Annotated in this window: 21 protein-coding genes; 14 read left to right on the plus strand and 7 right to left on the minus strand. The window is 72.2% G+C overall.

All coding sequences use genetic code 11. The features are described from left to right. Positions 1 to 11 precede the first annotated feature (11 nt). Together ACIBF8_RS06745 and recG are read left to right on the plus strand one after the other, a co-directional pair. Positions 12 to 1,625: a DAK2 domain-containing protein gene (locus ACIBF8_RS06745; RefSeq protein WP_396781386.1), complete on the plus strand. Its 1,614-nt coding sequence runs from the start codon at positions 12 to 14 to the stop codon at positions 1,623 to 1,625. After that, entirely contained in the window at positions 1,622 to 3,820 is a 2,199-nt protein-coding gene (recG, locus tag ACIBF8_RS06750; RefSeq protein ID WP_396781387.1) for an ATP-dependent DNA helicase RecG, read from the plus strand. The genes ACIBF8_RS06745 and recG overlap by 4 nt, the downstream gene beginning before the upstream one ends. 232 nt (positions 3,821 to 4,052) lie before the next feature. On the opposite strand, the gene ACIBF8_RS06755 is transcribed toward recG, so the two are convergent. After that, on the minus strand, positions 4,053 to 5,246 hold the full coding sequence (locus ACIBF8_RS06755) for an LPXTG cell wall anchor domain-containing protein (protein ID WP_396781388.1): 1,194 nt from the start codon (positions 5,244 to 5,246) through the stop codon (positions 4,053 to 4,055). 398 nt (positions 5,247 to 5,644) lie between these two features. On the opposite strand from ACIBF8_RS06755, the gene rsmD reads away from it, so the two are divergent. From rsmD to ACIBF8_RS06800, 9 genes are all read left to right on the plus strand, one after another. After that, the gene (gene rsmD, locus ACIBF8_RS06760) at positions 5,645 to 6,208 is read left to right on the plus strand and encodes a 16S rRNA (guanine(966)-N(2))-methyltransferase RsmD (protein WP_396781389.1); all 564 of its coding nucleotides are present in this window, start codon (positions 5,645 to 5,647) and stop codon (positions 6,206 to 6,208) included. After that, positions 6,205 to 6,687, plus strand: coding sequence for a pantetheine-phosphate adenylyltransferase (gene coaD, locus ACIBF8_RS06765; RefSeq protein WP_030335289.1), 483 nt, complete (start codon positions 6,205 to 6,207; stop codon positions 6,685 to 6,687). Before rsmD ends, coaD begins: the two co-directional genes overlap by 4 nt. 287 nt (positions 6,688 to 6,974) lie before the next feature. Then, the gene (locus ACIBF8_RS06770) at positions 6,975 to 7,472 is read left to right on the plus strand and encodes a hypothetical protein (protein ID WP_030335287.1); all 498 of its coding nucleotides are present in this window, start codon (positions 6,975 to 6,977) and stop codon (positions 7,470 to 7,472) included. Positions 7,473 to 7,581: 109 nt separating this feature from the next. Then, positions 7,582 to 8,145, plus strand: coding sequence for a DUF177 domain-containing protein (locus tag ACIBF8_RS06775; RefSeq protein ID WP_110562455.1), 564 nt, complete (start codon positions 7,582 to 7,584; stop codon positions 8,143 to 8,145). Between the two features lie 5 nt (positions 8,146 to 8,150). Continuing rightward, positions 8,151 to 8,324, plus strand: coding sequence for a 50S ribosomal protein L32 (rpmF, locus tag ACIBF8_RS06780; protein WP_030335284.1), 174 nt, complete (start codon positions 8,151 to 8,153; stop codon positions 8,322 to 8,324). A gap of 114 nt (positions 8,325 to 8,438) precedes the next feature. Beyond that, positions 8,439 to 9,422: a phosphate acyltransferase PlsX gene (locus tag ACIBF8_RS06785; protein WP_396781390.1), complete on the plus strand. Its 984-nt coding sequence runs from the start codon at positions 8,439 to 8,441 to the stop codon at positions 9,420 to 9,422. Beyond that, the gene (gene rnc / locus ACIBF8_RS06790; protein WP_396781391.1) at positions 9,419 to 10,342 is read left to right on the plus strand and encodes a ribonuclease III; all 924 of its coding nucleotides are present in this window, start codon (positions 9,419 to 9,421) and stop codon (positions 10,340 to 10,342) included. The genes ACIBF8_RS06785 and rnc overlap by 4 nt, the downstream gene beginning before the upstream one ends. Beyond that, positions 10,335 to 11,192 carry a bifunctional DNA-formamidopyrimidine glycosylase/DNA-(apurinic or apyrimidinic site) lyase gene (gene mutM / locus ACIBF8_RS06795; protein WP_396781392.1) on the plus strand — a complete coding sequence of 286 codons (858 nt, stop codon included), beginning with the start codon at positions 10,335 to 10,337 and terminating at the stop codon, positions 11,190 to 11,192. The genes rnc and mutM overlap by 8 nt, the downstream gene beginning before the upstream one ends. Positions 11,193 to 11,413: 221 nt before the next feature. Continuing rightward, positions 11,414 to 13,633 (plus strand): MMPL family transporter, encoded by a 2,220-nt coding sequence (locus tag ACIBF8_RS06800; protein ID WP_396781393.1) that lies wholly within the window; start codon positions 11,414 to 11,416, stop codon positions 13,631 to 13,633. Between the two features lie 52 nt (positions 13,634 to 13,685). Here ACIBF8_RS06800 and ACIBF8_RS06805 read toward each other — a convergent pair whose 3' ends face one another. Both ACIBF8_RS06805 and ACIBF8_RS06810 read right to left on the minus strand, forming a co-directional pair. Beyond that, entirely contained in the window at positions 13,686 to 14,528 is an 843-nt protein-coding gene (locus tag ACIBF8_RS06805; RefSeq protein ID WP_396781394.1) for an endo alpha-1,4 polygalactosaminidase, read from the minus strand. A 117-nt stretch (positions 14,529 to 14,645) separates the two neighbouring features. Then, complete coding sequence (locus tag ACIBF8_RS06810; RefSeq protein WP_396781395.1) at positions 14,646 to 15,791, minus strand: CAP domain-containing protein; 1,146 nt, start codon at positions 15,789 to 15,791, stop codon at positions 14,646 to 14,648. A 393-nt stretch (positions 15,792 to 16,184) separates the two neighbouring features. On the opposite strand from ACIBF8_RS06810, the gene ACIBF8_RS06815 reads away from it, so the two are divergent. The 3 genes from ACIBF8_RS06815 to ACIBF8_RS06825 all read left to right on the plus strand — a co-directional run bounded on the left by ACIBF8_RS06815 (position 16,185) and on the right by ACIBF8_RS06825 (position 20,962). Further along, positions 16,185 to 16,379, plus strand: a complete 195-nt coding sequence (locus ACIBF8_RS06815; RefSeq protein ID WP_007456482.1) for a hypothetical protein — start codon at positions 16,185 to 16,187, stop codon at positions 16,377 to 16,379. A gap of 348 nt (positions 16,380 to 16,727) precedes the next feature. Continuing rightward, positions 16,728 to 20,342, plus strand: a complete 3,615-nt coding sequence (gene smc, locus ACIBF8_RS06820) for a chromosome segregation protein SMC (RefSeq protein ID WP_396781396.1) — start codon at positions 16,728 to 16,730, stop codon at positions 20,340 to 20,342. Beyond that, the gene (locus tag ACIBF8_RS06825) at positions 20,342 to 20,962 is read left to right on the plus strand and encodes an HAD family hydrolase (RefSeq protein ID WP_396781397.1); all 621 of its coding nucleotides are present in this window, start codon (positions 20,342 to 20,344) and stop codon (positions 20,960 to 20,962) included. The genes smc and ACIBF8_RS06825 overlap by 1 nt, the downstream gene beginning before the upstream one ends. Positions 20,963 to 20,969: 7 nt before the next feature. On the opposite strand, the gene ACIBF8_RS06830 is transcribed toward ACIBF8_RS06825, so the two are convergent. The 4 genes from ACIBF8_RS06830 to ACIBF8_RS06845 form a co-directional block, all read right to left on the minus strand. Further along, a complete protein-coding gene (locus ACIBF8_RS06830; RefSeq protein WP_396781398.1) occupies positions 20,970 to 21,500 on the minus strand; it encodes a DinB family protein in 531 nt (176 codons plus the stop codon). A 45-nt stretch (positions 21,501 to 21,545) separates the two neighbouring features. Then, positions 21,546 to 22,040, minus strand: a complete 495-nt coding sequence (locus tag ACIBF8_RS06835; RefSeq protein ID WP_396781399.1) for a universal stress protein — start codon at positions 22,038 to 22,040, stop codon at positions 21,546 to 21,548. Between the two features lie 9 nt (positions 22,041 to 22,049). Then, positions 22,050 to 23,669, minus strand: coding sequence for an MDR family MFS transporter (locus tag ACIBF8_RS06840; RefSeq protein WP_396781400.1), 1,620 nt, complete (start codon positions 23,667 to 23,669; stop codon positions 22,050 to 22,052). A gap of 146 nt (positions 23,670 to 23,815) precedes the next feature. Next, positions 23,816 to 24,256, minus strand: coding sequence for a MarR family winged helix-turn-helix transcriptional regulator (locus ACIBF8_RS06845; protein ID WP_396781401.1), 441 nt, complete (start codon positions 24,254 to 24,256; stop codon positions 23,816 to 23,818). Positions 24,257 to 24,265: the final 9 nt, after the last annotated feature.

A 24,265-nucleotide genomic window follows, 5' to 3' on the forward strand; every position in this document is an offset into this window, starting at 1 on the left:
GGCTTCTGGCCGTGCTGGACACCCTCGACGCCGCCGCGGTCCGCCGCTGGTGCGCGAGCGGGTTGGCCGCACTGAAGCGCCACCAGGGCGAGATCGACCAGCTCAACGTCTATCCGGTGCCCGACGGCGACACCGGCACCAATTTGGTGCTCACCCTCACCTCGGCCCAGCAGGCCCTCGCGATGGATCTGGACACACTTCCCGACAGCGGGCCGACCGCCCACGGGCACGCGCTGCGGTTGATGGCGCAGGGGGCGCTGCTCGGCGCGCGGGGCAACTCCGGGGTGATCCTCTCGCAGATCCTGCGCGGCTTCGCCGACGAGGTCGCCGGGGTGCCGGCGGTGCGCGGTCGGGAGCTGGCCGCCGCGCTGCGGTCGGGCACCACCGCCGCGTACACCGCCGTCGCCCGGCCGGTCGAGGGCACCCTCCTGACCGTGGTCGCCGCTGCCGCCACCGCGGCCGACCGCGCGGACACCGACGACCTGCCGGCGGTGGCCCGCGCCGCGGCCCGGGCGGCGACCGAGGCGCTCGCCCGCACCCCGGAGCAGCTGCCGGCGCTGGCTCGCGCCGGTGTGGTCGACGCCGGTGGTCGAGGGCTCTGCGTGCTGCTGGACGCCCTGGTCGAGGTGCTGACCGGGGAGAGCACGGCCGGGCCCGCGCCGGCGTCGCGCTCCGCCCGCCCGGCGGCCACCGTCGCCCGCGAGACCGGTTCCGACGAGTACGCGTACGAGGTGCAGTTCCTGCTCGATGCCGGAGCCGAGGCGGTCGCCGGGTTACGGCGGGCACTGGACGCCCTGGGGGATTCGCTCGTCGTCGTCGGCGACGGTCGCGAGCCGGAGGGCACCTGGAACGTGCACGTGCACGTCAACGACGTGGGCGCGGCGATCGAGGCCGGTGTCGCGGTCGGCCGCCCGTACCGGATCTCGGTGACCCGATTCGCCGATCAGCCGGAGTCGCCCTCCGGCCCGGTGGTGGCCGGTCGGGCCGCGGTGGTGGTGGCCACCGGCGGCGGCATCGCCGACCTGTTCACCGCGGAGGGTGCCACCGTGGTGCCGGGCAACCCGTCCACCGGTGAGCTGTTGGACGCCGTCCGCAGCACCGGCGCGGCCCGGGTGGTGGTGCTGCCCAACGACGCCAACACGGAGGCGGTGGCGAGCGCGGCCGCCCGTGAGGCCCATCGGTACGGCATCAAGGTGAGCGTGGTGCCGACCCGCTCGCCCGTGCAGGCGCTGGCCGCTCTCGCGGTCCGCGACGGCGACCGCCGCTTCGAGGACGACGTCATCGCGATGGCCGAGGCGGCGGGCGCCTGCCGTTACGCCGAGGTCTGCCACGCCAGCCGCGAGGCGCTGACCGTGGCCGGCCCGTGCCGTCCCGGTGATGTGCTGGCGCTGGTCGAGGGCGAGGTGCACCTCATCGGCACCGACCTCACCGACACCTGCGCGGCCGTGGTCGACCGGATGCTCGGCGGTGGTGGCGAGATGGTCACCCTGCTGGCCGGGGTGGACGCCCCAGCCGGCCTCACCGATGCCGTCCGCGCGCATGTCGCGCGGCGCTGGCCGTTCGTCGAGGTGCACGCGTACCCGGGCGGCCAGCCGTTTTATCCGCTCCTGGTAGGGATCGAATGAGCGAACCAGCCACGGTGGACACTCCGCTGAAGAAGCTCGTCGGGGACAAGACAGCCAAGGCGCTGGCCTCGCACCTCGACCTGCACACAGCGGGTGACCTGGTCTACCACTTCCCGCGTCGCTACGACGAACGTGGCGAGCACACCGACATCCGCTCGCTGGACGTCGGTGAGCAGGTCACCGTGCTGGCCCAGGTGCAGCGCACCGCGGTGCGCCCGATGCGTCAGCGGCGGGGCAACCTGCTGGAGGTGACCGTCGGCGACGGCTCCGGCGGGGTGCTGACGTTGACCTTCTTCGGCAACCAGGCGTGGCGCGAGCGGGAGCTGCGCCCCGGCCGGTGGGGCCTGTTCGCCGGCAAGGTCACCGAGTTTCGGGGCAAACGGCAGCTCAACGGCCCGGAGTACGTCCTGCTCGGCGAGGGTGGGGACGGCGAGGCTGCGGTCAGCGACGACATCGAGGAGTTCGCCGGTGCGCTGATTCCCGTCTACCCGGCCGCCGCCGCCGTGCCGACCTGGGTGATCGCGCGCTGCGTACGCGTCGTGCTGGACACGTTCACCCCGCCGGACGATCCGCTGCCGGCCGGCGTGCGAGCCAGCCGCAAGTTGGTCGGGCTCGGCACCGCGTTGACGGAGATCCACCGGCCGTCCAGCAAGGATGAGCTGCACCGGGCGCGTCGGCGACTCAAGTGGGACGAGGCATTCGCCGTCCAGCTGACCCTGGTGCAACGCAAGCACCGGGCAGCCGACTGGCCGGCCCGGCCCCGCCCGGCGCGCCCAGGCGGGCTGTTGGAGGCGTTCGATGCCCGACTCCCGTACGAGCTGACGGCCGGTCAGCGTGAGGTGGGCGTGGAGATCGCGGCGGACCTGGCCACCCCGCACCCCATGCACCGGTTGCTACAGGGCGAGGTGGGCTCGGGCAAGACGGTGGTGGCGCTGCGCGCGATGCTCCAGGTCGTCGACGCGGGCGGGCAGGCGGCACTGCTGGCGCCCACCGAGGTGCTCGCCGCCCAGCACCACCGCGGCATGCTCGACCTGCTCGGGCCACTCGGGCGGGCCGGTGAGCTGGGCTCCGCCGAGCACGCCACCCGGGTCGAGCTGGTCACCGGTTCGCTGGGCGCGGCGGCCCGCCGCCGGGCGCTCGGCGAGGTGGCCAGCGGCGCCGCCGGCATCGTGCTGGGCACCCACGCCCTGCTCTACGAGGGGGTCGACTTCGCCGACCTCGGGCTGGTGGTCGTCGACGAGCAGCACCGCTTCGGCGTGGAGCAGCGCGACGCCCTGCGGGCCAAGGCCGACCAGCCGCCGCACGTGCTGGTGATGACGGCCACCCCGATCCCGCGCACGGTGGCGATGACCGTCTACGGCGACCTGGAGGTCTCCACACTCTCCCAACTGCCCCGAGGCCGGTCGCCGATCGCCTCGCACGTGGTGCCGGCCGCCGAGAAGCCGGCCTACCTGGAGCGGGCCTGGCGTCGGCTGCGCGAGGAGGTGGCCGCCGGCCATCAGGCGTACGTGGTCTGCCCGCGGATCGGGGATGGACCGGTGTCGGACGAGGAACCGCCAGCCGAGGATGACAACGGCCGACGTCCGCCGCTGGCGGTGACCGAGGTGGCTCCGCTGCTGGCCGAGGGCCCGCTGCACGGCCTGCGGATCGGGGTGCTGCATGGTCGCCTGCCGGCGGACGAGAAGGACGCGGTGATGCGCTCCTTCGCCGCCGGCGACCTGGACGTACTGGTGGCCACGACGGTAATCGAGGTCGGCGTGGACGTGCCGAACGCGACCGTGATGATCGTGCTGGACGCCGACCGGTTCGGTGTCTCCCAGTTGCACCAGTTGCGCGGCCGGGTCGGCCGGGGTGCCGCCGCCGGGCTGTGCCTGCTGGTCAGCGAGGCGGCTGAGGGTTCGTCGGCGCGGGAGCGGCTGGACGCGGTGGCGTCCACCAGCGACGGTTTCAAGCTCGCCGAACTGGATCTGGAGCAGCGCCGCGAGGGTGACGTGCTCGGTGCCACCCAGTCCGGCCATCGTTCGCACCTGCGATTGCTGTCGCTGAAACGCGACACCGACCTGATCCGCGACGCCCGGGCCGAGGCGATCACCCTGATCGAGGACGACCCGGAGCTGACCCGCAACCCGGCGCTCGCCGCCTCGGTGGCCGCCCTGGTCGACGAGGACCGCGCGGAATACCTCGAAAAGGGCTGATCACCGCCGGCCACCCGGCCTGGTGATCGCGGCCTGGTGATCGCGCGGCCTGGTGATCGCGCGGCCTGGTGATCGCGCGGCCTGGTGATCCACTCCGATTTCAAGAAGCCGGGGTATCCCCGCCGATGGGATACCCCGGTTTCGGTGACGTCGAGTCGATCACGCAGGTCACATGGCTGAGGGCGCGCCGACCGGGTGGTCGGCGCGCCCTCAGGTGTCAGAGCGGGTTGTCTCAGGCGGTGAAGCGCACCCGGCGACGGCGGGCGACCATGAACAGCGCCACACCGGCGGCCAGCAGGACCGCCGCGCCAGCGATGATCCCGCCGGTGGCAGCACCGGTCAGCGGCAGCGCCGGCTCGTCCTTGCCGCCGCCACCCTGACCCGGGGTGCAGTCGGCCGGCTTCTCCCAGGCGATCGGGCTGGTGTCGTCGAGGCCCTCGGCCGCCGGGGTCACGGTCAGACCCTCGAACGCCTGGAACTCGACGACCACGGTCTTGCCCGGCTCGACGGTCCGCTTCTGCGCCTCACCCTTGTTCGGGGTCAGGGTCACCTCAAAAGCCTTGCCGTCCTCTGGGTTGGCGAAGCCGAAGATCAGCTTGTCGCAGGTGGACTCGTAGCCGGCCTGGGGCTCGCCCGGCTTGACGCAGTCTTCGGGGCTCGTCCAGGTGTAGGGCTCGCCCACCGGCTTGTCACCATCGCTTACGGTGATCTCGCCGGCCTTGGCCGGAACAACGATGTCCTTCTTGCTGTCGCCCGGCTTGACGGTGTAGGTCTCCGAGAAGCCCTTGGCCTTGACGGTGAGCTTGGCGTCAGTGGTGGCGTCCGCGCCGTTGGCGAGCGTCACCGTGACGGCGCCCTCGCAGTCGGAGGCGAAGCTGGCGGTGGGGATGGTCACCGCCGGCGGGGTCGTCGGCGGCGTGGCACTCGGCGTCGGCTCCGGCGACGGGCTGGCCGGCGGCTCCGGCGACGGGCTGGCCGGCGGCTCATCCTTCTCGCAGGTGCCCTCGAACGTCACCTTCGCCGTGCGGGCTTTCTTCTCGGGGTAGCCATCGTCCCAGCGGGCCTTCACGGCGAGGGTGGCCTCGGTGGCCGAGCCCGGCACCCGCTGCACGCCGGTGATCGGTGTGTTGACGTCGTACGGGTAGGAGGTCTTCTCCGACGTCGCGACGATGTTGGTAACCGTGGTGTTGGCGGGAGTGAGTTTGACGCTCGACAGCTGGAAGCTCTTCGAGGAGTAGTGGTAGACGCTCTTGACGGTCCAGTTCACCACCCACTCGCCGGTAGTGGTGTCGCAGACCGCTTGGCCGCTCGGCTCGGTGTAGTGGGCGCTCGCGGGGCTCGCGAAGACGCCGACGCCGGCGAGGCCGATCAGCGCGCCAGCGGCGATGGCCGCGACGCGCCGGAACGGAGACTTGGGAGGGTTCACGCCTGCTCCTGGTGAGGGGGTACGGATCGCGTGGCGGGAGGCCGGGAGACATCGTGACCGGGGGGGTCGCCTGCTCACCGGGGCGTCGCGCGACGCGGTGGTGTTCCCGCGGCGAAAGCGGGGACAGGGGGAGACTGTACTGATGGGTGGTGAATGAGGGGAGTGCAGATCATTGCCGTTGGGCAATGTCACCGATTCGTGATCTTTGATATACCCAAGGTGCTGCTTTGATCACTGGGGACGGTTCGCCCTTGATGGCTCCATGGTGGATGTCTGCGCCGTCGGGGCTGCATGCGTGCTCAGCGCCGATGCCGGGTGGCCGGCTGCACGGATCCGCGCCGTCCAGACCGGGCACGTGTCCCATCGCGTAGCGTCGCGGGCATGAGCAGGAGGAAACGGTGACCCGGATCGTGGCCGGCACGCTCGGCGGCCGGCGGATCGCCGCGCCGCCCGGCGCCGGCACCCGACCCACCTCGGACCGGGTCCGGGAGGCGCTGTTCAGTGCCGTCCAGGCCGAGGTCGACCTGGACGGCGCCCGCTTCGCCGACCTGTACGCCGGCTCCGGCGCGGTCGGGCTGGAGGCGCTCTCCCGGGGGGCCCGGCACGTGCTGCTGGTGGAGTCCGACCCACGGGCAGCCCGGGTGATCCGGGAGAACGTGGCGGCCCTCCGCGCCGGCCCGGCGGCTCGCCTGGTCACCGGCAAGGTGGCGACGGTGCTGGCCGCCGGTCCGGACGGCGAGCCGTACGACGTGGTGTTCGCCGACCCGCCGTACGCGGTGCCGGACGCGGAGATCACCGCGCTGTTGACCGCACTGGTCGATGGTGGCTGGCTGGCACCTGACGCGTTGGTGGTGGTGGAGCGGTCCAGCCGTACCAGGGAGTTCGACTGGGTGGACGGGATCACCCCCGAGCGCAGTCGCCGTTACGGCGAGACCACCCTTTGGTACGGTCGCCGATCATGAGACGTGCGGTCTGTCCCGGTTCGTTCGACCCGGTCACCAACGGACACCTTGACATCATCGGTCGGGCCAGTCGGCTCTTCGACGAGGTGATCGTCGGTGTGCTGGTGAACCAGTCGAAGAGTGGCCTGTTCACCGTCGAGGAGCGGATCGAGATGCTCCGCGAGGTGACCTCGTCGTACGGCAACGTGCGGGTCGAGTCGTTCCGGGGGCTGCTGGTGGACTTCTGCCGGGCGCAGCAGGCGAGTGTGCTGATCAAGGGTCTGCGCGCGGTCAGTGACTTCGACTACGAGTTGCAGATGGCCCAGATGAACATCGGGCTGGCCGGCGTCGAGACGTTGTTCATGCCGACCAACCCGCTCTACTCGTTCCTCTCGTCGAGCCTGGTGAAGGACGTGGCCAAGTGGGGCGGCGACATCTCCGCCCACGTCCCCGACCCGGTCCGCGAAGCCCTCCAGGCCCGCCTGGGCCCCCGCCGCTGACCTGCCCCCCGCCCCCGCCCCCGCCCCCTGCCCCCGCCCCCAACTCCCGCGATCTTGCACTTTCGGTTCCCGTTTTGCTCATTTTCGGGGTGATTCGGCGCGACAGAAAGTGCAAGATCGACGAGGAGGGGCGGGGTGCGGGGTGCGGGGGGTGGCAATGTCGCGACTCGCCGGGTTGGGGTGAGTGGGGCGGCGGTGGGGCGGGCACGACATGATTGGTGGCGCGGGGAACGGCCGCAGCCCGCATCATGGAGGTCGGCCGACGAACGACAGGGGTGAGGTAGCCGGTGGACCCGCTCGATCGCATCGACGAACTGATCGCCATCCTGGAGCAGGCCCGCTCCGTCCCGATGTCGCGTAACAACTGTATGGTCGACCGGGGTGAGATGATCGCGGCCCTCGACGAGATGCGCGCCGATCTCCCCGCCGACCTGCGTCGCGCCGCCGCGCTCCTGGAGGAGCGCGACAAGATCATGGAAGCCGGCAAGCGTGAGGCGGACCGGATCATCAGCGAGGGTGAGGCAGAACACGCCCGCCTGGTGTCGGTGAACGAGATCACCGTGTCGGCCGAGCACGAGGGCGCCCGGATCATCGGGGAGGCCCGTGCCGAGGCGCAGCGCCTGCGGGAGGAGGTCGACGACTATGTCGACACCGCGCTGGCCAACTTCGAGCAGTTCCTCACCCGGGCGCTGGCCTCGATAGAGCGCGGCCGGGACAAGATGCACGCATTGCGGGAGATCGGCACCTTCGCTGGGGATGAGGCGGAACGCCCGCTACCCTTCTGAGCGGCACCTCACCAGCCGACTTCTCAGGCGGGCGTCGCCCCCGGTTCGACGGTCCGGCGGTCGCCCAGGTAACCTTTTTTGTCGGCCTCTCACCGGCCGGAGTCTAACTATGCCCAAGCACTCGCCATCGACACTCAACCCCAGGTCGCCGTTGGTCCTCGACACGAGAGACCTGCCGCGTCGCCCTGGCGCGTTGCGTGAGGTCCAGCGGGTCGTGCCGGCACCGGCGGACCTCGGTGTGGAGTTGATCGGCGTGCCGGAGGGCGCAGACCTCGACCTCGATCTGAGGTTGCAGTCGGTGTCCGAGGGCGTGCTCGTCTCCGGGACCATCACCGGTCCCGTCCGGGGCGAGTGCGGCCGTTGCCTGCGCGAGATCAACGACTCGATGGGCGTGACGATCCAGGAGCTGTACGCGTACGAGGACAGCACCACGGACGCCACGACCGACGAGGACGAGGTGGGCCGGATGCAGGGCGATCTGATCGACCTGGAGCCGGCGCTGCGGGACGCGTTGGTGCTCACGCTGCCGACCAACCCGCTCTGCCGGGAGGACTGCCCAGGACTGTGCCCCGAATGCGGGGCGCACTGGGACGATCTGCCGGCCGACCACAGTCACCAGCAGATCGACCCGCGTTGGGCGGGCCTGTCGCAACTGACCGTTACAGAGGAGTAAGAACCGTGGCCGTCCCGAAGCGCAAGATGTCGCGCAGCAACACCCGGTCCCGCCGGGCGAACTGGAAGGCGACCGTGGTCGCGACCGTTGCGTGCCCGCAGTGCAAGTCCCCGAAGCTGCCGCACGCCGCCTGCTCCGTCTGCGGCACCTACAACGGCCGCCAGGTTCTCGAGGTCTGACCTGGACGCCGAGTGACGCCCCCGACACCAGATCGGGCGGCGCGCGCATCCTGGCATTCGCCCGGTGCCCCGGCTCCCTCCGACGTCGGCTGGCCCAATCCGGCCGGCGTTCCGGTGGAGCCGGGCACCGCGCGGATCGCCGTTGACCTCCTCGGCGGGGACGACGCTCCCGCCGTCGTGGTTGACGGCGCTCTGCGGGCCATGCGCGCCGACCCTGACCTGCATCTGCTTCTCGTCGGCCCGACCGAGGTCGCCGACGGGTTGATCGCTGCCCTCGATCCGGCACAACGTGTCCGGATCACGGTGCGGCCCGTCCGTGATGTCGTCGGCATGGCCGACCATCCCAGCGCCGCCCGTGCCGAGAGCACCGTCCGGGCCGCGGTCACCGCCGTCCGGGACGGCACCGCCGACGCCCTGGTCTCCGCCGGCGCCACCGGTGCCACGGTCACCGCGGCCGTGCTCGGTCTCGGTCGCTCGCCGGAGATCCGCCAGCCCGCGCTGGCCGCCACCCTGCCCGCCGTGGCGGGGCCGGTCGTCTTACTCGACGTCGGTGGCTCCCTGGAACCCCGCCCGGCCACGCTCGCCCGGCACGCCGTGCTCGGCGCGGCGTACGCGGCGGTGGCCCACTCGATCGCCGCACCACGGGTCGGGCTGCTCTCGGTCGGCACCGAGGCCGGCAAGGGCGACCGGGTCCGCCGGGCCACCGACCCACTGCTCGCCGTCGAACCGCTGCCCGGCGGGGCGCGCTACGTCGGCCTGGTCGAGGGGTACGACGTGGCCCTCGGCGCGCGCGCCGATGTGGTCGTCACCGATGGCTTCACCGGTAACGTGCTGCTCAAGGCCATTGAGGGCGCGTACGCGATGGCCGGCGGCCCACCCGCCGAGGGCGGTGCCCCCCGCGCGGCGGCCCTGCTGGGCGTCCTGGGGACGGTGGTCGTCTGCCACGGGTCCGCCCGCCCCGACGACGTCGCCTCCGGCATAGCTCTCGCCGCCCACCTGTGGCGGCGGCGCGCCACCGATCTGGTCACCGCGTTGCTGGACGGCGACGCCGCGACGGATCGCACCGACCGCTCCACCGACACCGAGGTACGCACATGAGCAACGACAAGCGGCGGCGGGCGTCCGTCGGCCACCTGGAAGCCGCCTTCGGAGTGAGCCTGGAACCCGAGCTGCTCGAGCGCGCGTTGACCCACCGCTCGTACGCGTACGAGAACGGCGGGCTGCCCACCAACGAGCGGCTGGAGTTCCTGGGCGACTCTGTGCTCGGCGTGGTGATCACCACGGCGCTCTTCCACAACCACCCGGATCTGCCCGAGGGGCAGTTGGCCAAGCTGCGCGCCAGCGTGGTCAACATGCGGGCGCTCGCCGACGTGGCCCGCGGTCTGGGCCCGGACGGGCTCGGCGCGTACCTGCTGCTCGGCAAGGGTGAGGAGACCACCGGTGGCCGGGACAAGGCGAGCATCCTCGCCGACACGCTGGAGGCGCTGCTCGGCGCGATCTACCTCCAGTACGGGCTGGACACCGCGGGGATCGTCATCCACCGGCTCTTCGATCCGTTGATGGCGGAGTCGGCCGGTCGAGGTGCCGCGCTGGACTGGAAGACCAGCCTCCAGGAGCTGACGGCGGCGCTCGGGCTCGGTGTGCCGGAGTACCGGATCGAGGGCACCGGCCCGGACCACCTCAAGACCTTCACCGCCTGGGTGGTGGTGGCCGGCAACCGGTACGGCGGCGCCGAGGGCCGCAGCAAGAAGGAGGCCGAGCAGCGGGCCGCCGAGGCCGCCTGGCGGACGCTCGCCGAGCAGAACGGCCAGAACGGTGACGACGGCCAGGATGGTCGCGCCGACGACGGTGGCCGGGAGCAGCCGATCGACCCGGATGACGCGGCCGACCGGGACGAGCCGTTCGGGCCCCTGGAGCGCGCCGAGCGGGCCGCTCAGGCCGAGCAGGCCGATCACCTGGCGCAGGCGCTGCCGGCCGGGGGCGCCGACGGCCACGAGACCGGGTTGCGGCGTGCCTGAACTGCCCGAGGTGGAGACCGTCCGGCAGGGGTTGGCCCAGTGGGTCGTCGGCCGGCGGATCACCTCGGTCGAGGTTCGTCATCCGCGGGCGGTGCGTCGGCACGTTCCGGGCGACGTGCACTTCGCCGACGTGCTCGCCGGCCGGACGGTGCTGGACGCCCGCCGTCGCGGCAAGTATCTGTGGCTGCCGCTGGACAGCGGCGACGCCATCATCGGGCACCTCGGGATGTCCGGCCAGATGCTGCTCCAGCCACCCGGCACGACGGACGAGACCCACCTGCGGGTCCGGTTCCGGTTCAGCGACGACGGGCCGGAGCTGCGCTTCGTCGACCAGCGTACGTTCGGCGGCCTCTCGGTGAGCGAGGGCGGCGCCGAGCTGCCCGACGAGATCGCGCACATCGCCCGCGACCCGATGGACCCGGAGTTCTCCGATGCGGAGTTCGTCGCCGCGCTGCGCCGCCGGCACACCGAGGTGAAGCGGGCCCTGCTCGACCAGACCCTGATCTCCGGGGTGGGCAACATCTACGCCGACGAGGCGCTCTGGCGCGCCGGGCTGCACGGCGGCCGACCCACCGACGCGCTGACCGGCCCGGCCGCGCAACGCCTGCTCGGCCACGTCCGGGACGTGCTCGGCGAGGCGATCAGGCAGGGCGGCACCAGCTTCGACGCCCTCTACGTCAACGTCAACGGGGAGAGCGGCTACTTCGACCGGGAGCTGAACGCGTACGGCCGCGAGGGAGAGCCCTGCCGGCGGTGCGGCTCGCCGATCCGACGCGAGGCGTTCATGAACCGGTCCTCGTACAGCTGCCCGCGCTGTCAGCCACGGCCCCGGGGTTCCCTTCGGGGATGACCCGGAGTCGGCTCCGGGGCGGTGCCGGCGGGTCGCGGCGGGTCGCTCCGGGGTGGACCCCGGTGTACGTCCGGATCACCGGCCGCTGTCCTTCGAACGGACCCCTGCTCCCGGTGCGGTGATTCCAGGGTGGGCCGGGGCCGATCCCGGATGTCACCGCCTCGTCACGCACCTAGCGTCAGCACCGTTGACAGGGGGTTGACGTGACAGGGGGACCCGAGATGGGGAAGAGACCGGTGACGGTGCGGCTGGCGCGGTGGAGCGCCGAGCACCCGTGGCGCGCGATCGCACTGTGGGCCGTGTTCGTGGCGGTGTGCTTCGTCGGCGGCAACGCCGCCGGCCTCAACGAGGCCACCAGCGGCGACCAGGCGATCGGCGAGACGGGGCGGGCCGGCCTGATCGTGGACGCCGGTGACTTCGACGACCCGGCCGTGGACAACGTCCTCATCACCTCACGGGGCGGCGCGCTGGACCAGAGCGCGGCGAAGGCGGCGGCCGACGACGCGGCGGCCCGGCTGCGGACGGTCACCGGGGTGGCCGGGGTGGGCCAGCCGATCACCGCGCGGGACGGCTCGGCACTGCTGCTGCCGATCACCATGTCGGGCGACCCGGAGACGGCCTCGGAGCGGGTGCAGCCGTTGCGGGACGCCACTGCCGGCGTGCAGGCCGCGCACCCCGAGCTGCGTGTCGAGCAGGTGGGTGGGCCATCGATCGGCCAAGCCCTCGACGACACCCTGGGCAAGGACTTCAAGCGTGCCGAGCTGCTCAGTCTGCCGGTCACCCTGGCCATTCTGATCATCGCGTTCGGCGCGCTGATCGCGGCGAGCGTGCCGGTGCTGCTGGCCCTCTCCTCGGTGGCTGCCGCGATGGGTCTGTCCACCCTGGCCTCGCACCTGGTGCCGGCCACCGACACCACGGCACCGGTGATCCTGCTGATCGGCATGGCCGTCGGGGTCGACTACTCGCTGTTCTACATCCGTCGGGAGCGGGAGGAACGCGCCAAGGGCCGGTCCGGTCTGGACGCGGTGGAGATCGCCGCGGAGACCTCCGGGCACGCCGTGGTGGTCTCCGGCTTCGCCGTGATGATCTCGATGGCCGGGCTGCTGCTCGCCGGCGACGTGGTCTTCTCGTCCCTCGCCATCGGCTCGATCCTCGTGGTCGCCGTCGCGGTGACCGGTTCGCTGACCGTCCTGCCCGCCCTGCTGGCCCGGCTCGGTCGCTGGGTGGACCGGCCCCGGGTGCCGCTGCTCTGGCGCCTGACCGCGCCGCGTACCGGCCGGCACGGCGAGCCCCGCACGCCCCGGCTGTGGCCCGCGGTGCTCCGGCCCGCGCTGCGTGCGCCGGTGGCGACGTTGGTCATCTCGGTCGGGCTGCTGCTCGCGTTGGCCGCCCCGGCGCTCGGCATGAAGCTGAAGTTCCCCGGCATGGAGGACCTGCCCCGTACCACGCCGGCGATGCAGGCGTACGACCGGCTCACCGCCGCCTTCCCGAGCGCCGGCACCAATCACGTGGTGGCCGTCCGGGCGCCCGCCGACCAGGCCGATCGGGTTCACGCCGCGCTGACCGACCTGTCCACCCGGGCCGCCGGTGATCCGCTGTTCGCGCCGGCCGAGGCGGACGGTCCGAAGATCGAGGTGTCGGCCGACCGGCGGGTTTCGGTGCTGGACGTGCCCACCCCGTACGCCAGTCGGGACGACCGTTCGGTGCAGTCGTTGGAGAAGTTGCGCGAGGAGCTGGTCCCGGCCGAGCTGCGGGGCATCCCCGGCATCGAGTACGCGGTCGGCGGGAGCGTGGCCGACAGCGAGGACTACGCCCAGCACGTCCGGGACAAGTTGCCGCTGGTGATGGGCTTCGTGCTGGTGCTGACCTTCCTGGTCATGGCGTTCACCTTCCGGTCGGTGGTGATCGCGGCAAGCTCGATCGCGCTGAACCTGCTCTCCGCCGGTGCCGCGTACGGCCTGCTGGTGCTGGTCTTCCAGGGTGAGTGGGCCGAGGGGCTGCTCGGCTTCACGTCGATGGGCGCGATCGTGTCCTGGCTGCCGCTGTTCCTCTTCGTGGTGCTCTTCGGCCTCTCGATGGACTACCACGTCTTCGTGGTGAGTCGGATCCGTGAGGGGATCCGGTCCGGCATGCCCAACCGCGACGCCGTGTCGTACGGGATCACCTCGTCGGCCGGGGTGGTGACCAGCGCGGCGATCGTGATGGTCGGGGTCTTCTCGATCTTCGCCACGCTGAGCACGATCGACATGAAGCAGCTCGGCATCGGCCTGGCGGCGGCGATCCTGCTGGACGCCACGATCATCCGAGGCGTGGTGTTGCCGGCGTTGATGACCATGCTCGGCGACGCCAACTGGTGGGCCCCGCGTTTCCTGCGCTCTCGCCCGGCGCCCGCTCCCGCCGATCCGCCCGCACCGACCCCGGAGTTGGTGCCGGTGCCCTGACCCTCGAGCCGTGCTGGGCCGAGCCGCGACCGCGGCCCGGCCCAGCCGGGTTTCAGGGCAGTGGGCAGGCTTCCCGGGACGCGTCCAACGCGCGGTCCTTCCGGATCGACGCGAAGCCGTAGCCGACGGTGGTGACGCAGAAGTCGTCGGTCGAGCCGGTGTATTCCACGTGGAAGACCGGCTTGCCGGCGTCGCTGAACGGCAGCAGCTTGGCGCACTGGGTCAGCCGGACGCACTCCTCGTTGACCGCGAAGTCGAAGTCCGGTGCCAGCGCGGCGAGTTGCGGCACGTCGTTGACCAGGCCGGGGGACAGGCTCAGCGAACGGGCCAACTCGGCCAACCGGCGGTTGAACAGCAGCTGGTCGTCGAAGTCGAGCGGAAAGCCGCTGCGGGCCGCGTACCCGTCGGCGTCGAAGAGTGCCACCGCGCCGAAGCCCTTGCCCCGGCACAGCCGGAACCGGTCGGCCAACACCGGTCGGAGCGCGTCCCAACTCCGGACGTCCAGCCATCGGCTGTCGGGGCGACGGCCGGCCGCGCCCCGGACGACCTCCGGGAACCGGCTGGCGTCCGGGTCGGCCGAGCGGAACGACCCCACGTGCACCTGGCAGATCAACCGGCGGTCCCGGGAGCGCAGCTCGGCGGTCTGCGCGGCGGTGGTGGCCACCGGGTCGAGCAGGAAGACGTTCGCGTCGACCGCCGGGTCGAGTGGGCCGGTGAGCTGCCACTGCCACTGCCAGTGCCGGGCCTGTGCGGTTGGCCACGCGGTGGGCGCGCCGGGTGGGGTCAGCGCGGGCCGGCACCCGTACGCCGGCACCACCAGGGCGAGCGCGACGCCGGCCGACAGGACGCGGCGCAGTGGGCGTACGGTGGCGCGTCGCCGCGGCCGGATCCGCATCGGCAGCTCCCGGGTCCCGGACGGCCCGTCGCCGCCCTCACCGGTACGCGGCCCCCACGCTCCGGCCCGACGTACCTCACCGGGTCAAACGAGCGCGGGGGCGGGAACGACGCGCGGTCAGCGCGGCGCCGCGAAGACCTGCGTCCAGTACGGCCCGTTGCTGCTGGCGATACCGACGCCGATCTCGGTGAACGCGCAGTTCAGGATGTTGGCCCGGTGACCGGAGCTGTTCATCCAGGCGTCCATCACCGCGGCCGGGGTCTTCTGGTTCCAGGCCACGTTCTCGCCGTACGTGCGCCAGGCGTAACCGACGCGGTCCAGCCGGACGCCGGCGTTGCTGCCGTCACTACCGGTGTGCGACATGTTCTGGTGGTCGGCCTGATCCTGGCTGTGTCGCTGGGCGGCCGTCATCAGCTTGTCGTCGATGGTCAGCGCCTTGCAGCCGGCCTTGGCCCGCTCGGCGTTGACCAGGTCCACCACCTCGCGGGCCTGGGCGCTGACGGAGCCGCTGGCACCACTGGAACCACTGGACCCGGCGGTGCTGCTCGGCGCGGTGCTGCGCTGAACGCTGCGCCGGGACGCGGCGGTGGTCCGCGATGCCGCTGGCGTGGGCTTGACGACCTTGCTCGGCGACGGGCTCGGAGCCGTCGGGCTGGGTGTGCCGGACGGCGAGGGTGCGGCGAGGGTGTCCAGGGCCGGCTCCTCGGTCGGCGCTGCCGAGGCCGCGTACGTGTCGTCGACGGCCGTCGGCTGCGCGGCCCCGTCGTCACCGCCGGGAAGCGCGAGCGCGCCGACGCCGAAGCTCACCACGAGCGTGGCGGCCGCGGCGGCGCCCCCGATCATCAGCGGCTTGCGCCAGCGGCGTGGGGAGCGGTGCCGCCCCTCGCCGGGCCGGCCGGTCACGCCGGCACCGCGCCAGCCGTCGGTCGCCTCCTGGGCGGCGTCGGTGTCGCTGTGCCAGCCGCCGGTGGTCTCCGGACCGGTGTCGGTGTGCCAGCCCCCGGGGGCGTCCTGGGTCGGGCCGCTGGTGCCCCAGTCGCCGGTCGCACCCGCCGGTCGGTGACCGGGCCAGGTGGTGGCGTACGGGTCGGCCGCCGGCTCCGGCTGCCGGCCGTCGCTGGTCTGCTCCCGGTGCCACTCGTCGCCCGGCTGGCCGGGCTCGTCGCCGAACAGGTATGCCGAGCGGGGCTCCGGGCGGTCGTGCAGCCAGGTTGGCTCGTCGGTCGGCCGCTCGGCGCGCCGAGGGGCGCCGTTCGGATCCATCGGATCGGTCCAGCCGTGCACGCCTATGCCTCCAGGGGTCGGTGATGGGCGCGGGTGACGCTACGGCGCGCCCGCGACCTGCGGCAACGTGGCTAAGAAAGAGTTAAGGGGAAGTCGGACGCCAAGGTGCGGACTTCCGCGGATCCGGGCGTACAGTAAAGGCGTCCGGACAGAGCGTGTCCGTGCCTTGGAGGCAGCCCCCCGACAAGTGGACAGGTCGACGTGGAGATGATCTACGGCCTGCGAGAACTTGACGAAGGAGGGGTTTGCGGCTCAATATATAGGTGTCGCCAGTCGCGCCCGGTCATGCCCAGATACAGCCTGGAATGACAGCCGCGTACAAATGGGCGCGCGTTGGCCGGCCTTTCCGGCAGCGCATATCAAGGAGTCAGCATGGCGAAGGCCCTCTACGGCCACGTAGGTGCAGCGCCCGACCGGCGTCTGCTCGACGAGGTCACCCGACTGCGTGCCAGGGTTCAGGCACTGGAGTTCGAGATCACGCGTCTGCGTGCCGACAACGATCGGCTCGCGGCGGCTGCGGCGGAGGCGGACGATCTGCTCCGTCTGGCCGAGCCGGCGCTGACCTGATCTCCAGGTCGTAAAACTGAATCGCACCACCGCAAAAATGCGCGCCGACACCTTCGTGCCGGCGCGTAACACTGTCCGGCACCTTTCGACGCCGACGATTCATGATCTTGTCGTGGGTCCCGCGCGGTAAGCGCGCCTCGCAGTTTCCGAAAAGCGCGCCGACGGATAAGCCGATCATGAAAGACGCTTGTCTTTCTGGTGGCCGACCGACCAACACCGCGCGCTCGCTGGACGCGACGCGGGGCGGGTCGCGTGCCGGCCCGCTCCCACCGCCGGGTTAGTCTGCGAGTTCACCCAGGTCCCCACAGCCGGCGACGGTACGGCGGCCACCGGACGAGGATCGAGTAGGTGTATCTCAAGAGCCTGACGGTGAAGGGGTTCAAGTCCTTCGCCTCCGCCACGACGTTGAAGCTGGAGCCCGGGATCACCTGTGTGGTGGGCCCGAACGGCTCCGGCAAGTCCAACGTCGTCGACGCCATCGCCTGGGTCCTCGGCGAGCAGGGCGCCAAGGCCCTTCGTGGCGGCAAGATGGAGGACGTCATCTTCGCCGGCACCGCCGGCCGGGCGCCGCTGGGTCGCGCCGAGGTCACCCTCACCATCGACAACACCGACGGCGCGCTGCCGATCGAGTACACCGAGGTCTCCATCACCCGCCGGATGTTCCGCTCCGGCGAGAGTGAGTACGAGATCAACGGCAACTCCTGTCGGTTGCTCGACATCCAGGAGCTGCTGTCCGACTCCGGCATCGGCCGGGAGATGCACATCATCGTGGGGCAGGGCCGGCTCGACGGCATGCTGCACGCCAAGCCGGAGGACCGCCGGGCCTTCATCGAGGAGGCGGCCGGCGTCCTCAAGCACCGCAAGCGCAAGGAAAAGGCGCTGCGCAAGCTCGATGCGATGCAGACCAACCTCAACCGCCTGACCGACCTCACGGCCGAGCTGCGCCGTCAGCTCAAGCCGCTGGGCCGGCAGGCGGAGGTGGCCCGTCGTGCCGCCGCCATCCAGGCCAACCTGCGCGACGCCCGGTTGCGGCTGCTCGCCGACGACCTGGCCACCCTGCGGACCACCCTCGACCGGGAGATCGCCGACGAGACCGCGCTGCGCGAGCGACGCGAACAGATCGAGGGTGAGCACGCCGAGGTGCAGGGCCGGCTCGGGGAGTTGGAGGCCGCGCTGGCCGAGGACGCTCCGCTGCTCGCCGCCGCCCAGGACACCTGGTACAAGCTCTCCGCCCTGCAGGAACGCTTCCGCTCGATCGAGCAGTTGGCCCGGGAACGGCTGCGGCACCTCAGCGCCACCGGCGACGACGAGCGGCCGGGCCGCGACCCGGACCAGCTGGAGGCGGAGGCGGAACGCGTCCGCGAGCAGGAGGAGGAGCTGCGCGGCGCACTCACCGACGACCAGATCCGGCTGGCCGAGGCGGTCGAGCACCGCCAGGAGCTGGAACGTCAGCTCGCCGCCGCCGAACGGGAACTGGTCGCCGCGGCCAAGGCCATCGCCGACCGGCGGGAGGGCATGGCCCGGCTCACCGGTCAGGTGAACTCCGCCCGGGCTCGGACCACCAGCGCCGGCGAGGAGATCGAACGGCTCGCGATCGCGCACGCGGACGCGCTGGGCCGCGCCGAGCAGGCGCAGGCCGACCTGGACGCGGTCGCCGCCCAGTCGACCGAGGCCGACCGGGACAACGCCGACCTGGACGCCCGGCACGCCGAGGCGGTTGCCGTGCAGGAGCGGGCGCAGGCCAGCGTTCGATCGCTTGCCGACGCCGAGCGGGCGGCGGAGAAGGACGCCGCCACCTGGAAGGCCCGCGAGGAGGCGCTCGCCCTGGGGCTGCGGCGCAAGGACGGCGCCGGGGCGCTGCTCGCCCGTGCCGGGGACGTGCCCGGCCTGCTCGGCAGCCTCGCCGGGCTGCTCACCGTCGCGCCGGGCCACGAGGCCGCGCTGGCTGCCGCGCTCGGGGGCCTCGCCGACGCGGTCGCCGTCAGCGGGGTGGACGAGGCCGTCGAGGCGATGCGGCTGCTGAAGATCTCCGACGCCGGCCGGGCCGGCCTGCTGGTCGGCAGCCCGGCGGGGCCCGGCATGACCGGCTCCGCCGACGCGTTGCGCCCGAAACTGCCCGACGACGCCCGGTGGGCCCCCGATCTGGTGGAGTGCGGCGACGAACTGCGTCCGGCGGTACACCGGGCCCTGCGGGACGTGGCACTCGTCGACGATCTCGCCGCCGCGGCCGAGCTGGTCGCCAGCAACCCCGAGCTGCGCGCGGTCACCCCGGACGGTGATGTGGTCGGGGCGTACGCGGCGGCGGGCGGGTCGGCCAAGGCCCCCAGCTACATCGAGGTGCAGGCCGCCGTCGAGGAGGCCCGCGCCAACCGGCTCACCGCCGAACGCGCGGGCGCGGAGCTGCGCGAACAGTTGGTCGAGGCGCGCGCCGAGGTGGCCGCCGCCAAGGAGGCCGTGCAGCGTGCCGCCGCCGAGAAGCGTGAGGCGGAGAGCCACCGCAACGCCGCCGCCCGCCGGCTGGCCGAGCTGGGCGCGGCGGCCCGGTCGGCGAAGGCGGAGACCGACCGGCTCGGCGAGTCCCGCTCCCGCGCTGAGGCCGCCCGGCAGCGGGACCTGGCCGCGCTCGCCGAGTTGGAGGAGCGGCTGCAGCTGGCCGAGGAGACCCCGGTCGACGCCGAGCCGTCCACCGAGGAACGGGATCAACTCGCGGCCATGGTGCCGCAGGCCCGGCAGAACGAGATGGAGGTCCGGCTCGCCGTGCGTACCGCCGAGGAGCGGGTCTCCTCGATCGCCGGTCGGGCCGACTCGCTCGCCCGGCAGGCCACCGCGGAGCGGGCGGCCCGGGAGCGCGCGGCGGCCCGGCGGGCCGCCCGCGCGCGGGGCGCGGGCATCGCCCGGTCCGTGGCCGGCGGCGCCCGCGAGGCGCTCACCCGGCTGACCACCTCGATCGCGACGGCCGAGGAGCACCGCGACGCGGTCGCCCGGGAACGCGCCGCGCGCGAGGCCGAGCTTCAGGAGGTACGCGGGGCGGCCAAGCGGCTCGGCGCGGAGTTGGAGCGGCTGACCAGCCAGGTGCACCGCGACGAGGTGGCCCGGGCCGAGCAACGGCTGCGCATCGAGCAGTTGGAGGCGAAGGCCGCCGAGGACTTCGGACTGGACGTGGAGACGCTGGTCGCCGAGTACGGCCCCGCCCAGCCCGTCCCGCCGACCCAGGTCGACGTCGCGGCCGCCGAACGTGACGGTCTGCCGGTGCCCGAGCCGGTGCGCTACGAGCGGCCGGTGCAGGAGAAGCGGGCCGCGAAGGCGGAACGCGAACTGGCCCTGCTCGGCAAGGTCAACCCGCTCGCGCTGGAGGAGTTCGCCGCGCTGGAGGAGCGCTACAAGTTCCTCTCCGAGCAGTTGGAGGACCTCAAGGCCACCCGTCGGGACCTGCTCACCGTGGTCAAGGACGTGGACGAGCGGATCCTGGAGGTCTTCGCCAGCGCCTTCGAGGACACCGCGCGCGAGTTCGAGCAGGTGTTCACGGTGCTCTTCCCCGGCGGCGAGGGGCGGCTGATCCTCACCGAACCGGAGGACCTGCTGACCACCGGCGTCGAGGTGGAGGCCCGCCCGCCGGGCAAGAAGATCAAGCGGCTGTCGCTGCTCTCCGGTGGCGAGCGGTCACTGACCGCGGTGGCCATGCTGGTGGCGATCTTCCGAGCCCGGCCCAGCCCGTTCTACATCATGGACGAGGTGGAGGCGGCCCTGGACGACGTCAACCTGGGCCGGCTGATCACGCTGCTGGCACAGTTGCGGGAGAAGAGTCAGCTGATCGTCATCACGCACCAGAAGCGGACGATGGAGATCGCCGACGCCCTCTACGGCGTGACCATGCGCAGCGGGGTCACCCAGGTGATCAGCCAACGGCTCAACCGGGCCGACGAGGACGACCAGCGGCACGGCCGCGGCGAGGAGAACGGGTAGTGGCTCGGGAACGCGCGACGGCGCTCCTGCTGGATCTGGATGGCGTACTGCGCCGGTTCGACCCAGCGGTCGCCGCCGGAGTGGAGCGGGAGTACGGCCTCGCCGACGGGGTTCTCCTGGAGATCGCCATGCAGTGGGGCCGGCTTCAGCCGGTGCTCACCGGCCAGGTCAGTCACGCCGAGTGGGTGAACAGCGTGGCCGACGCGCTCGCTGAGCCAGCCGGCGGCCCGGACCGGGCCCGCGCGGCGGTGGAGCAGTGGCAGCGCTACCGCGGCGAGGTGGACGCCGAGGTGCTCGACTTCGTCCGCGAGGTGCGCGCCGCCGGGATCCGGGTCGGCCTGGCCACCAACGCCACCGACCTGCTCGACGCCGACCTGGCCGCCCTCGGGCTGGTCGGCGAGGTGGACGTGGTGGTCAACTCGTCGACGCTCGGGGTGCACAAGCCCGCCCCGGAGTACTTCCAGGCTGCCTGCGTGGCCCTGGCCACCCCGCCGGCCCGGGTCCTCTTCGTCGACGACGAGGACTGGGCCGTGCGGGGCGCCCGGTCCGCCGGGCTGTCCGCGCACCGCTGGGGCGGCCACGCCGACCTGCGGTACCTGCGGGCGGCCCTGGACTACTGAGCGCTCGTCACTCGCCGGTGACGCCGTCGATGCGTTCCCGGATCAGGTCGGCGTGGCCGTTGTGCCGGGCGTACTCCTCGATCATGTGCACGTACACCCAGCGGACGTTCATCTCGTCGGCGCTGCCGTCGCGGCGGCGGCGCAGGAAGGTGTCGTCCAGGGACAGTGTGGCCGCGACGGCGCGGACGGCTGCGACTTCCGACGTGAACGTGGCCAGGTCGGTTTCCGCGTCCGCGTCGGCGATGTCGTCCAGGTCGCCGTCGGGGCTCGCGTCGGTGTTGTAGAGGTCGGCCAGCGGCTCGCCGGCGGCGCGGATGCGGAACCACCAGCGCTCCACCTCCGTCAGGTGCCGTACGAGGCCCAGCAGGGTGAGCCCGGAGGGCTGCACGCTCGGCGTCTTCAGCTGCTCGGCGGTCAGGCCGGCGCACTTGAGCAGTAGTGTCTGCCGGTGGTAGTCGAGCCAGCCTTCGAGCATGGTGCGCTCGTCGCCGACGTACGGTTCAGGGGTCCGGGTGATCTTCGGTGCGGTCCACGTCATGGCGCGCATCCTGCCCGGTGCGCCTGACACGTCGCGACGGGTTATTCAGGGCACGACGACGACGGGCCACCGGCCGGTGCGGACCAGGCGGGTCGCGACCGAGCCGACCAGCCGGTGACCGGCCTGCTCGGACGCGCCCACCACCAGCATGTCGGCCTGGAACTCGTCGGCCGCCGCGCACAGCTCGCCGTACGCGTCGCCGCGCCGGACCAGCAGGGTCACCGGAATGCCCCACTGCTCGGCCCCACGCCGGCACTCGCGGCGCAGTTCGTCGGCCACCTCGTCGTGGGTGCGCTGGACCGCGCCGGCGTCCATGCCGGGCACCAGGGCGGTGAGCCCGCTGGCCGAGCTGACGAAGACCACCACCAGGGCGGCGCCCTGCCGGCGGGCCATCCCGGCGGCGTAGAAGCCGGCCCGCTCGGAGGTGCGGGTGCCGTCCACACCCACCATGATCACCCGGGGCCCGTCCGTGCCGCGCTCGAAGGGCAGCGGTCGGGTTCGGGGGCCGTACTCCTCGCGGTCCGGTGCTCCCACGCCCATGGTTCTACCTCACCTCTGCTCGCCGGTACGGATCACGGCTGCGCCGGCGCCGGCGGCGACTGTCGATTCCCGCTCGACCTCCTCGGAAACCGGGTTGCCGTTGTGCCGGCGCAGCGGCACCTCCTTGATGAAGCTCACCGCGATCAGCGCGATCAGCGCGAAGGGCGCGGCGGCCAGGAAGATGTCGCCGGCGCCGTGGCCGTACGCGCTCTCCACCACGGCCCGCAGCGGGCCGGGCAGGGTGTGTACGTCGGGCAGTGTTCCGCCGCTGCCGGAGCTGGACGCGGGGATGCCGAGCTGAGCCAGCCCGTCGGCGGTGTAGTCCTTGACCTTGTGGGCGAGCACCGCGCCGAGGGCGGAGACGCCGATCGCGCCGCCCAGGCTGCGGAAGAACGCGACCACCGAGCTGGCCGCGCCGAGCTCGTGCGGGCCGACCGTGTTCTGCACGGCGAGGACCAGGTTCTGCATGGTCAGCCCCAGGCCGACGCCGATCAGCACCATGTAGACGCTGAGCAGGGTGAAGCTGGTGTCCGCGCGGAGCGTGCCCATCAGCGCGAAGCCGACGGTGAGCAGCACCGAGCCGGCCACGAGGAAGCGCTTCCAACGGCCGGTCTTGGTGATGATCCGCCCACCCACGGTCGAGGCGACCAGCAGGCCGAGGATCATCGGCAGGGTCATGAGGCCGGACATGGTCGGGGTCTCGCCACGGCTGATCTGGAAGTACTGGCCGAGGAAGATCGACGCGCCGAACATGCCCACACCGACCGCGATGCTGGCGACGACGGCGAGGGTGATGGTGCGGTTGCGGAACAGCCGTGGCGGGATCATCGGCTCGGCGGCCCGGGTCTCGACCCGGATCGCCAGCGCGCCGAGGACCAGGGCGCCGATAACCATGACGGCGGTCTGCCAGGAGGCCCAGGCGAACTGGTCGCCGGCGAGGGAGACCCAGATCAGCAAGACCGACACGGCGGCGGTGATCAGCGTGGCGCCCCACCAGTCGATCTCGGCCTTCCGCTTGACCACCGGCAGGTGCAGGGTCTTCTGCAACACGATCAGGGCGAGGATGGCGAACGGCACGCCGACGTAGAAGCACCAGCGCCAGCCGAGCCAGGAGGTGTCCACGATCACGCCGCCGATCAGCGGGCCGCCGATGGTGCCGACGGCCATCACGGCGCCCAGGTAGCCGCTGTAGCGGCCCCGTTCGCGTGGCGCGATCATCGTGGCCATGATCACCTGAGCCAGTGCGGTGAGGCCGCCGGCACCGACACCCTGCAGGACCCGGCAGGCGATCAGCTCGCCGGTGCCCTGGGCGAGGCCGGCCAGCACCGAGCCCAGCACGTAGATCCCCAAGGCCAACTGGACCAGGGTCTTCTTGCTGGTCAGGTCGGCCAGCTTGCCCCAGATGGGGGTGGTCGCGGTCGTCGCGAGCAGGGCCGAGGTCACCACCCAGGTGTACGCGGACTGGCCGCCGTGCAGTTCGGTGATGATCCGCGGCAGCGCGTTCGAGATGACCGTGGAGGAGAGGATCGCGACGAACAGGCCCAGTAGCAGACCGGATAGCGCCTCCAGGATCTGCCGGTGGGTCATGGTCACGGCGGTCGCCGGGCTGGGCACTGTCGCCTGGCTCATCGTTTGTTGCCTCCGAGCGGAGTCGAGGTGGAACGGCGGCGGGCTGTCGCGCACGGGCCGCCTGAGAGTTGCCTGAAGCAACCGTATGTTTTAGTTGCCTGAAGCAACAACTTGTCCGGACGCCGCGCTATTCCCCGCCGGGGGCGCTACTGCCAGGAATCGTTGAAGCGGCCGAGCAGCCGGGCGAACTCCTCGACGTCCCGCTCCGGCCAGCCATCCAGGGCCCGGAGGAACTCGCCCAGCCGGGCCGCCCGGGCGACGTCGAACCGGCGCTGCCCCTCCTCGGTGAGGCTGATCTGCGCGGCCCGCCGATCACTCGGATCGGGGTCGCGGTGGACCAGACCGATGACCTCCAGCGCGTTGATCTGCCGGCTCAGCGTCCCCTTGCCCACGCCGAGCCGCGCCGCCAACTCGGTCAACCGGATCGACCCACTGCGCCGCAACCAGAGCAACAGGCCGTACGTGTTCGGCTCAAGATTCGGGTGCACCTCCCGGGCGATCTCCCAGGAAACCGCCCGGCCACGACGCAGCAGCGCGGTCAACTCGTGCTCGACCGCCCGGATCGGCTCCGGCAGGTGCTCATCCACGGCGTAGAG

It is taken from the genome of Micromonospora sp. NPDC050276 (genome assembly GCF_044459545.1).
Lineage (GTDB): Bacteria > Actinomycetota > Actinomycetes > Mycobacteriales > Micromonosporaceae > Micromonospora.

Excerpts from the sequence above, each read along its gene's own strand:
- ACIBF8_RS06810 (WP_396781395.1), bottom strand. The coding sequence starts at position 15,791 with ATGGATCCGAACGGCGCCCCTCGGCGCGCCGAGCGGCCGACCGACGAG.
- ACIBF8_RS06835 (WP_396781399.1), bottom strand. The coding sequence starts at position 22,040 with ATGGGCGTGGGAGCACCGGACCGCGAGGAGTACGGCCCCCGAACCCGA.
- ACIBF8_RS06830 (WP_396781398.1), bottom strand. The coding sequence starts at position 21,500 with ATGACGTGGACCGCACCGAAGATCACCCGGACCCCTGAACCGTACGTC.
- ACIBF8_RS06840 (WP_396781400.1), bottom strand. The coding sequence starts at position 23,669 with ATGAGCCAGGCGACAGTGCCCAGCCCGGCGACCGCCGTGACCATGACC.
- rnc (WP_396781391.1), top strand. The coding sequence starts at position 9,419 with ATGAGCAACGACAAGCGGCGGCGGGCGTCCGTCGGCCACCTGGAAGCC.
- ACIBF8_RS06815 (WP_007456482.1), top strand. The coding sequence starts at position 16,185 with ATGGCGAAGGCCCTCTACGGCCACGTAGGTGCAGCGCCCGACCGGCGT.
- ACIBF8_RS06775 (WP_110562455.1), top strand. The coding sequence starts at position 7,582 with ATGCCCAAGCACTCGCCATCGACACTCAACCCCAGGTCGCCGTTGGTC.
- ACIBF8_RS06800 (WP_396781393.1), top strand. The coding sequence starts at position 11,414 with ATGGGGAAGAGACCGGTGACGGTGCGGCTGGCGCGGTGGAGCGCCGAG.
- coaD (WP_030335289.1), top strand. The coding sequence starts at position 6,205 with ATGAGACGTGCGGTCTGTCCCGGTTCGTTCGACCCGGTCACCAACGGA.
- recG (WP_396781387.1), top strand. The coding sequence starts at position 1,622 with ATGAGCGAACCAGCCACGGTGGACACTCCGCTGAAGAAGCTCGTCGGG.
- ACIBF8_RS06805 (WP_396781394.1), bottom strand. The coding sequence starts at position 14,528 with ATGCGGATCCGGCCGCGGCGACGCGCCACCGTACGCCCACTGCGCCGC.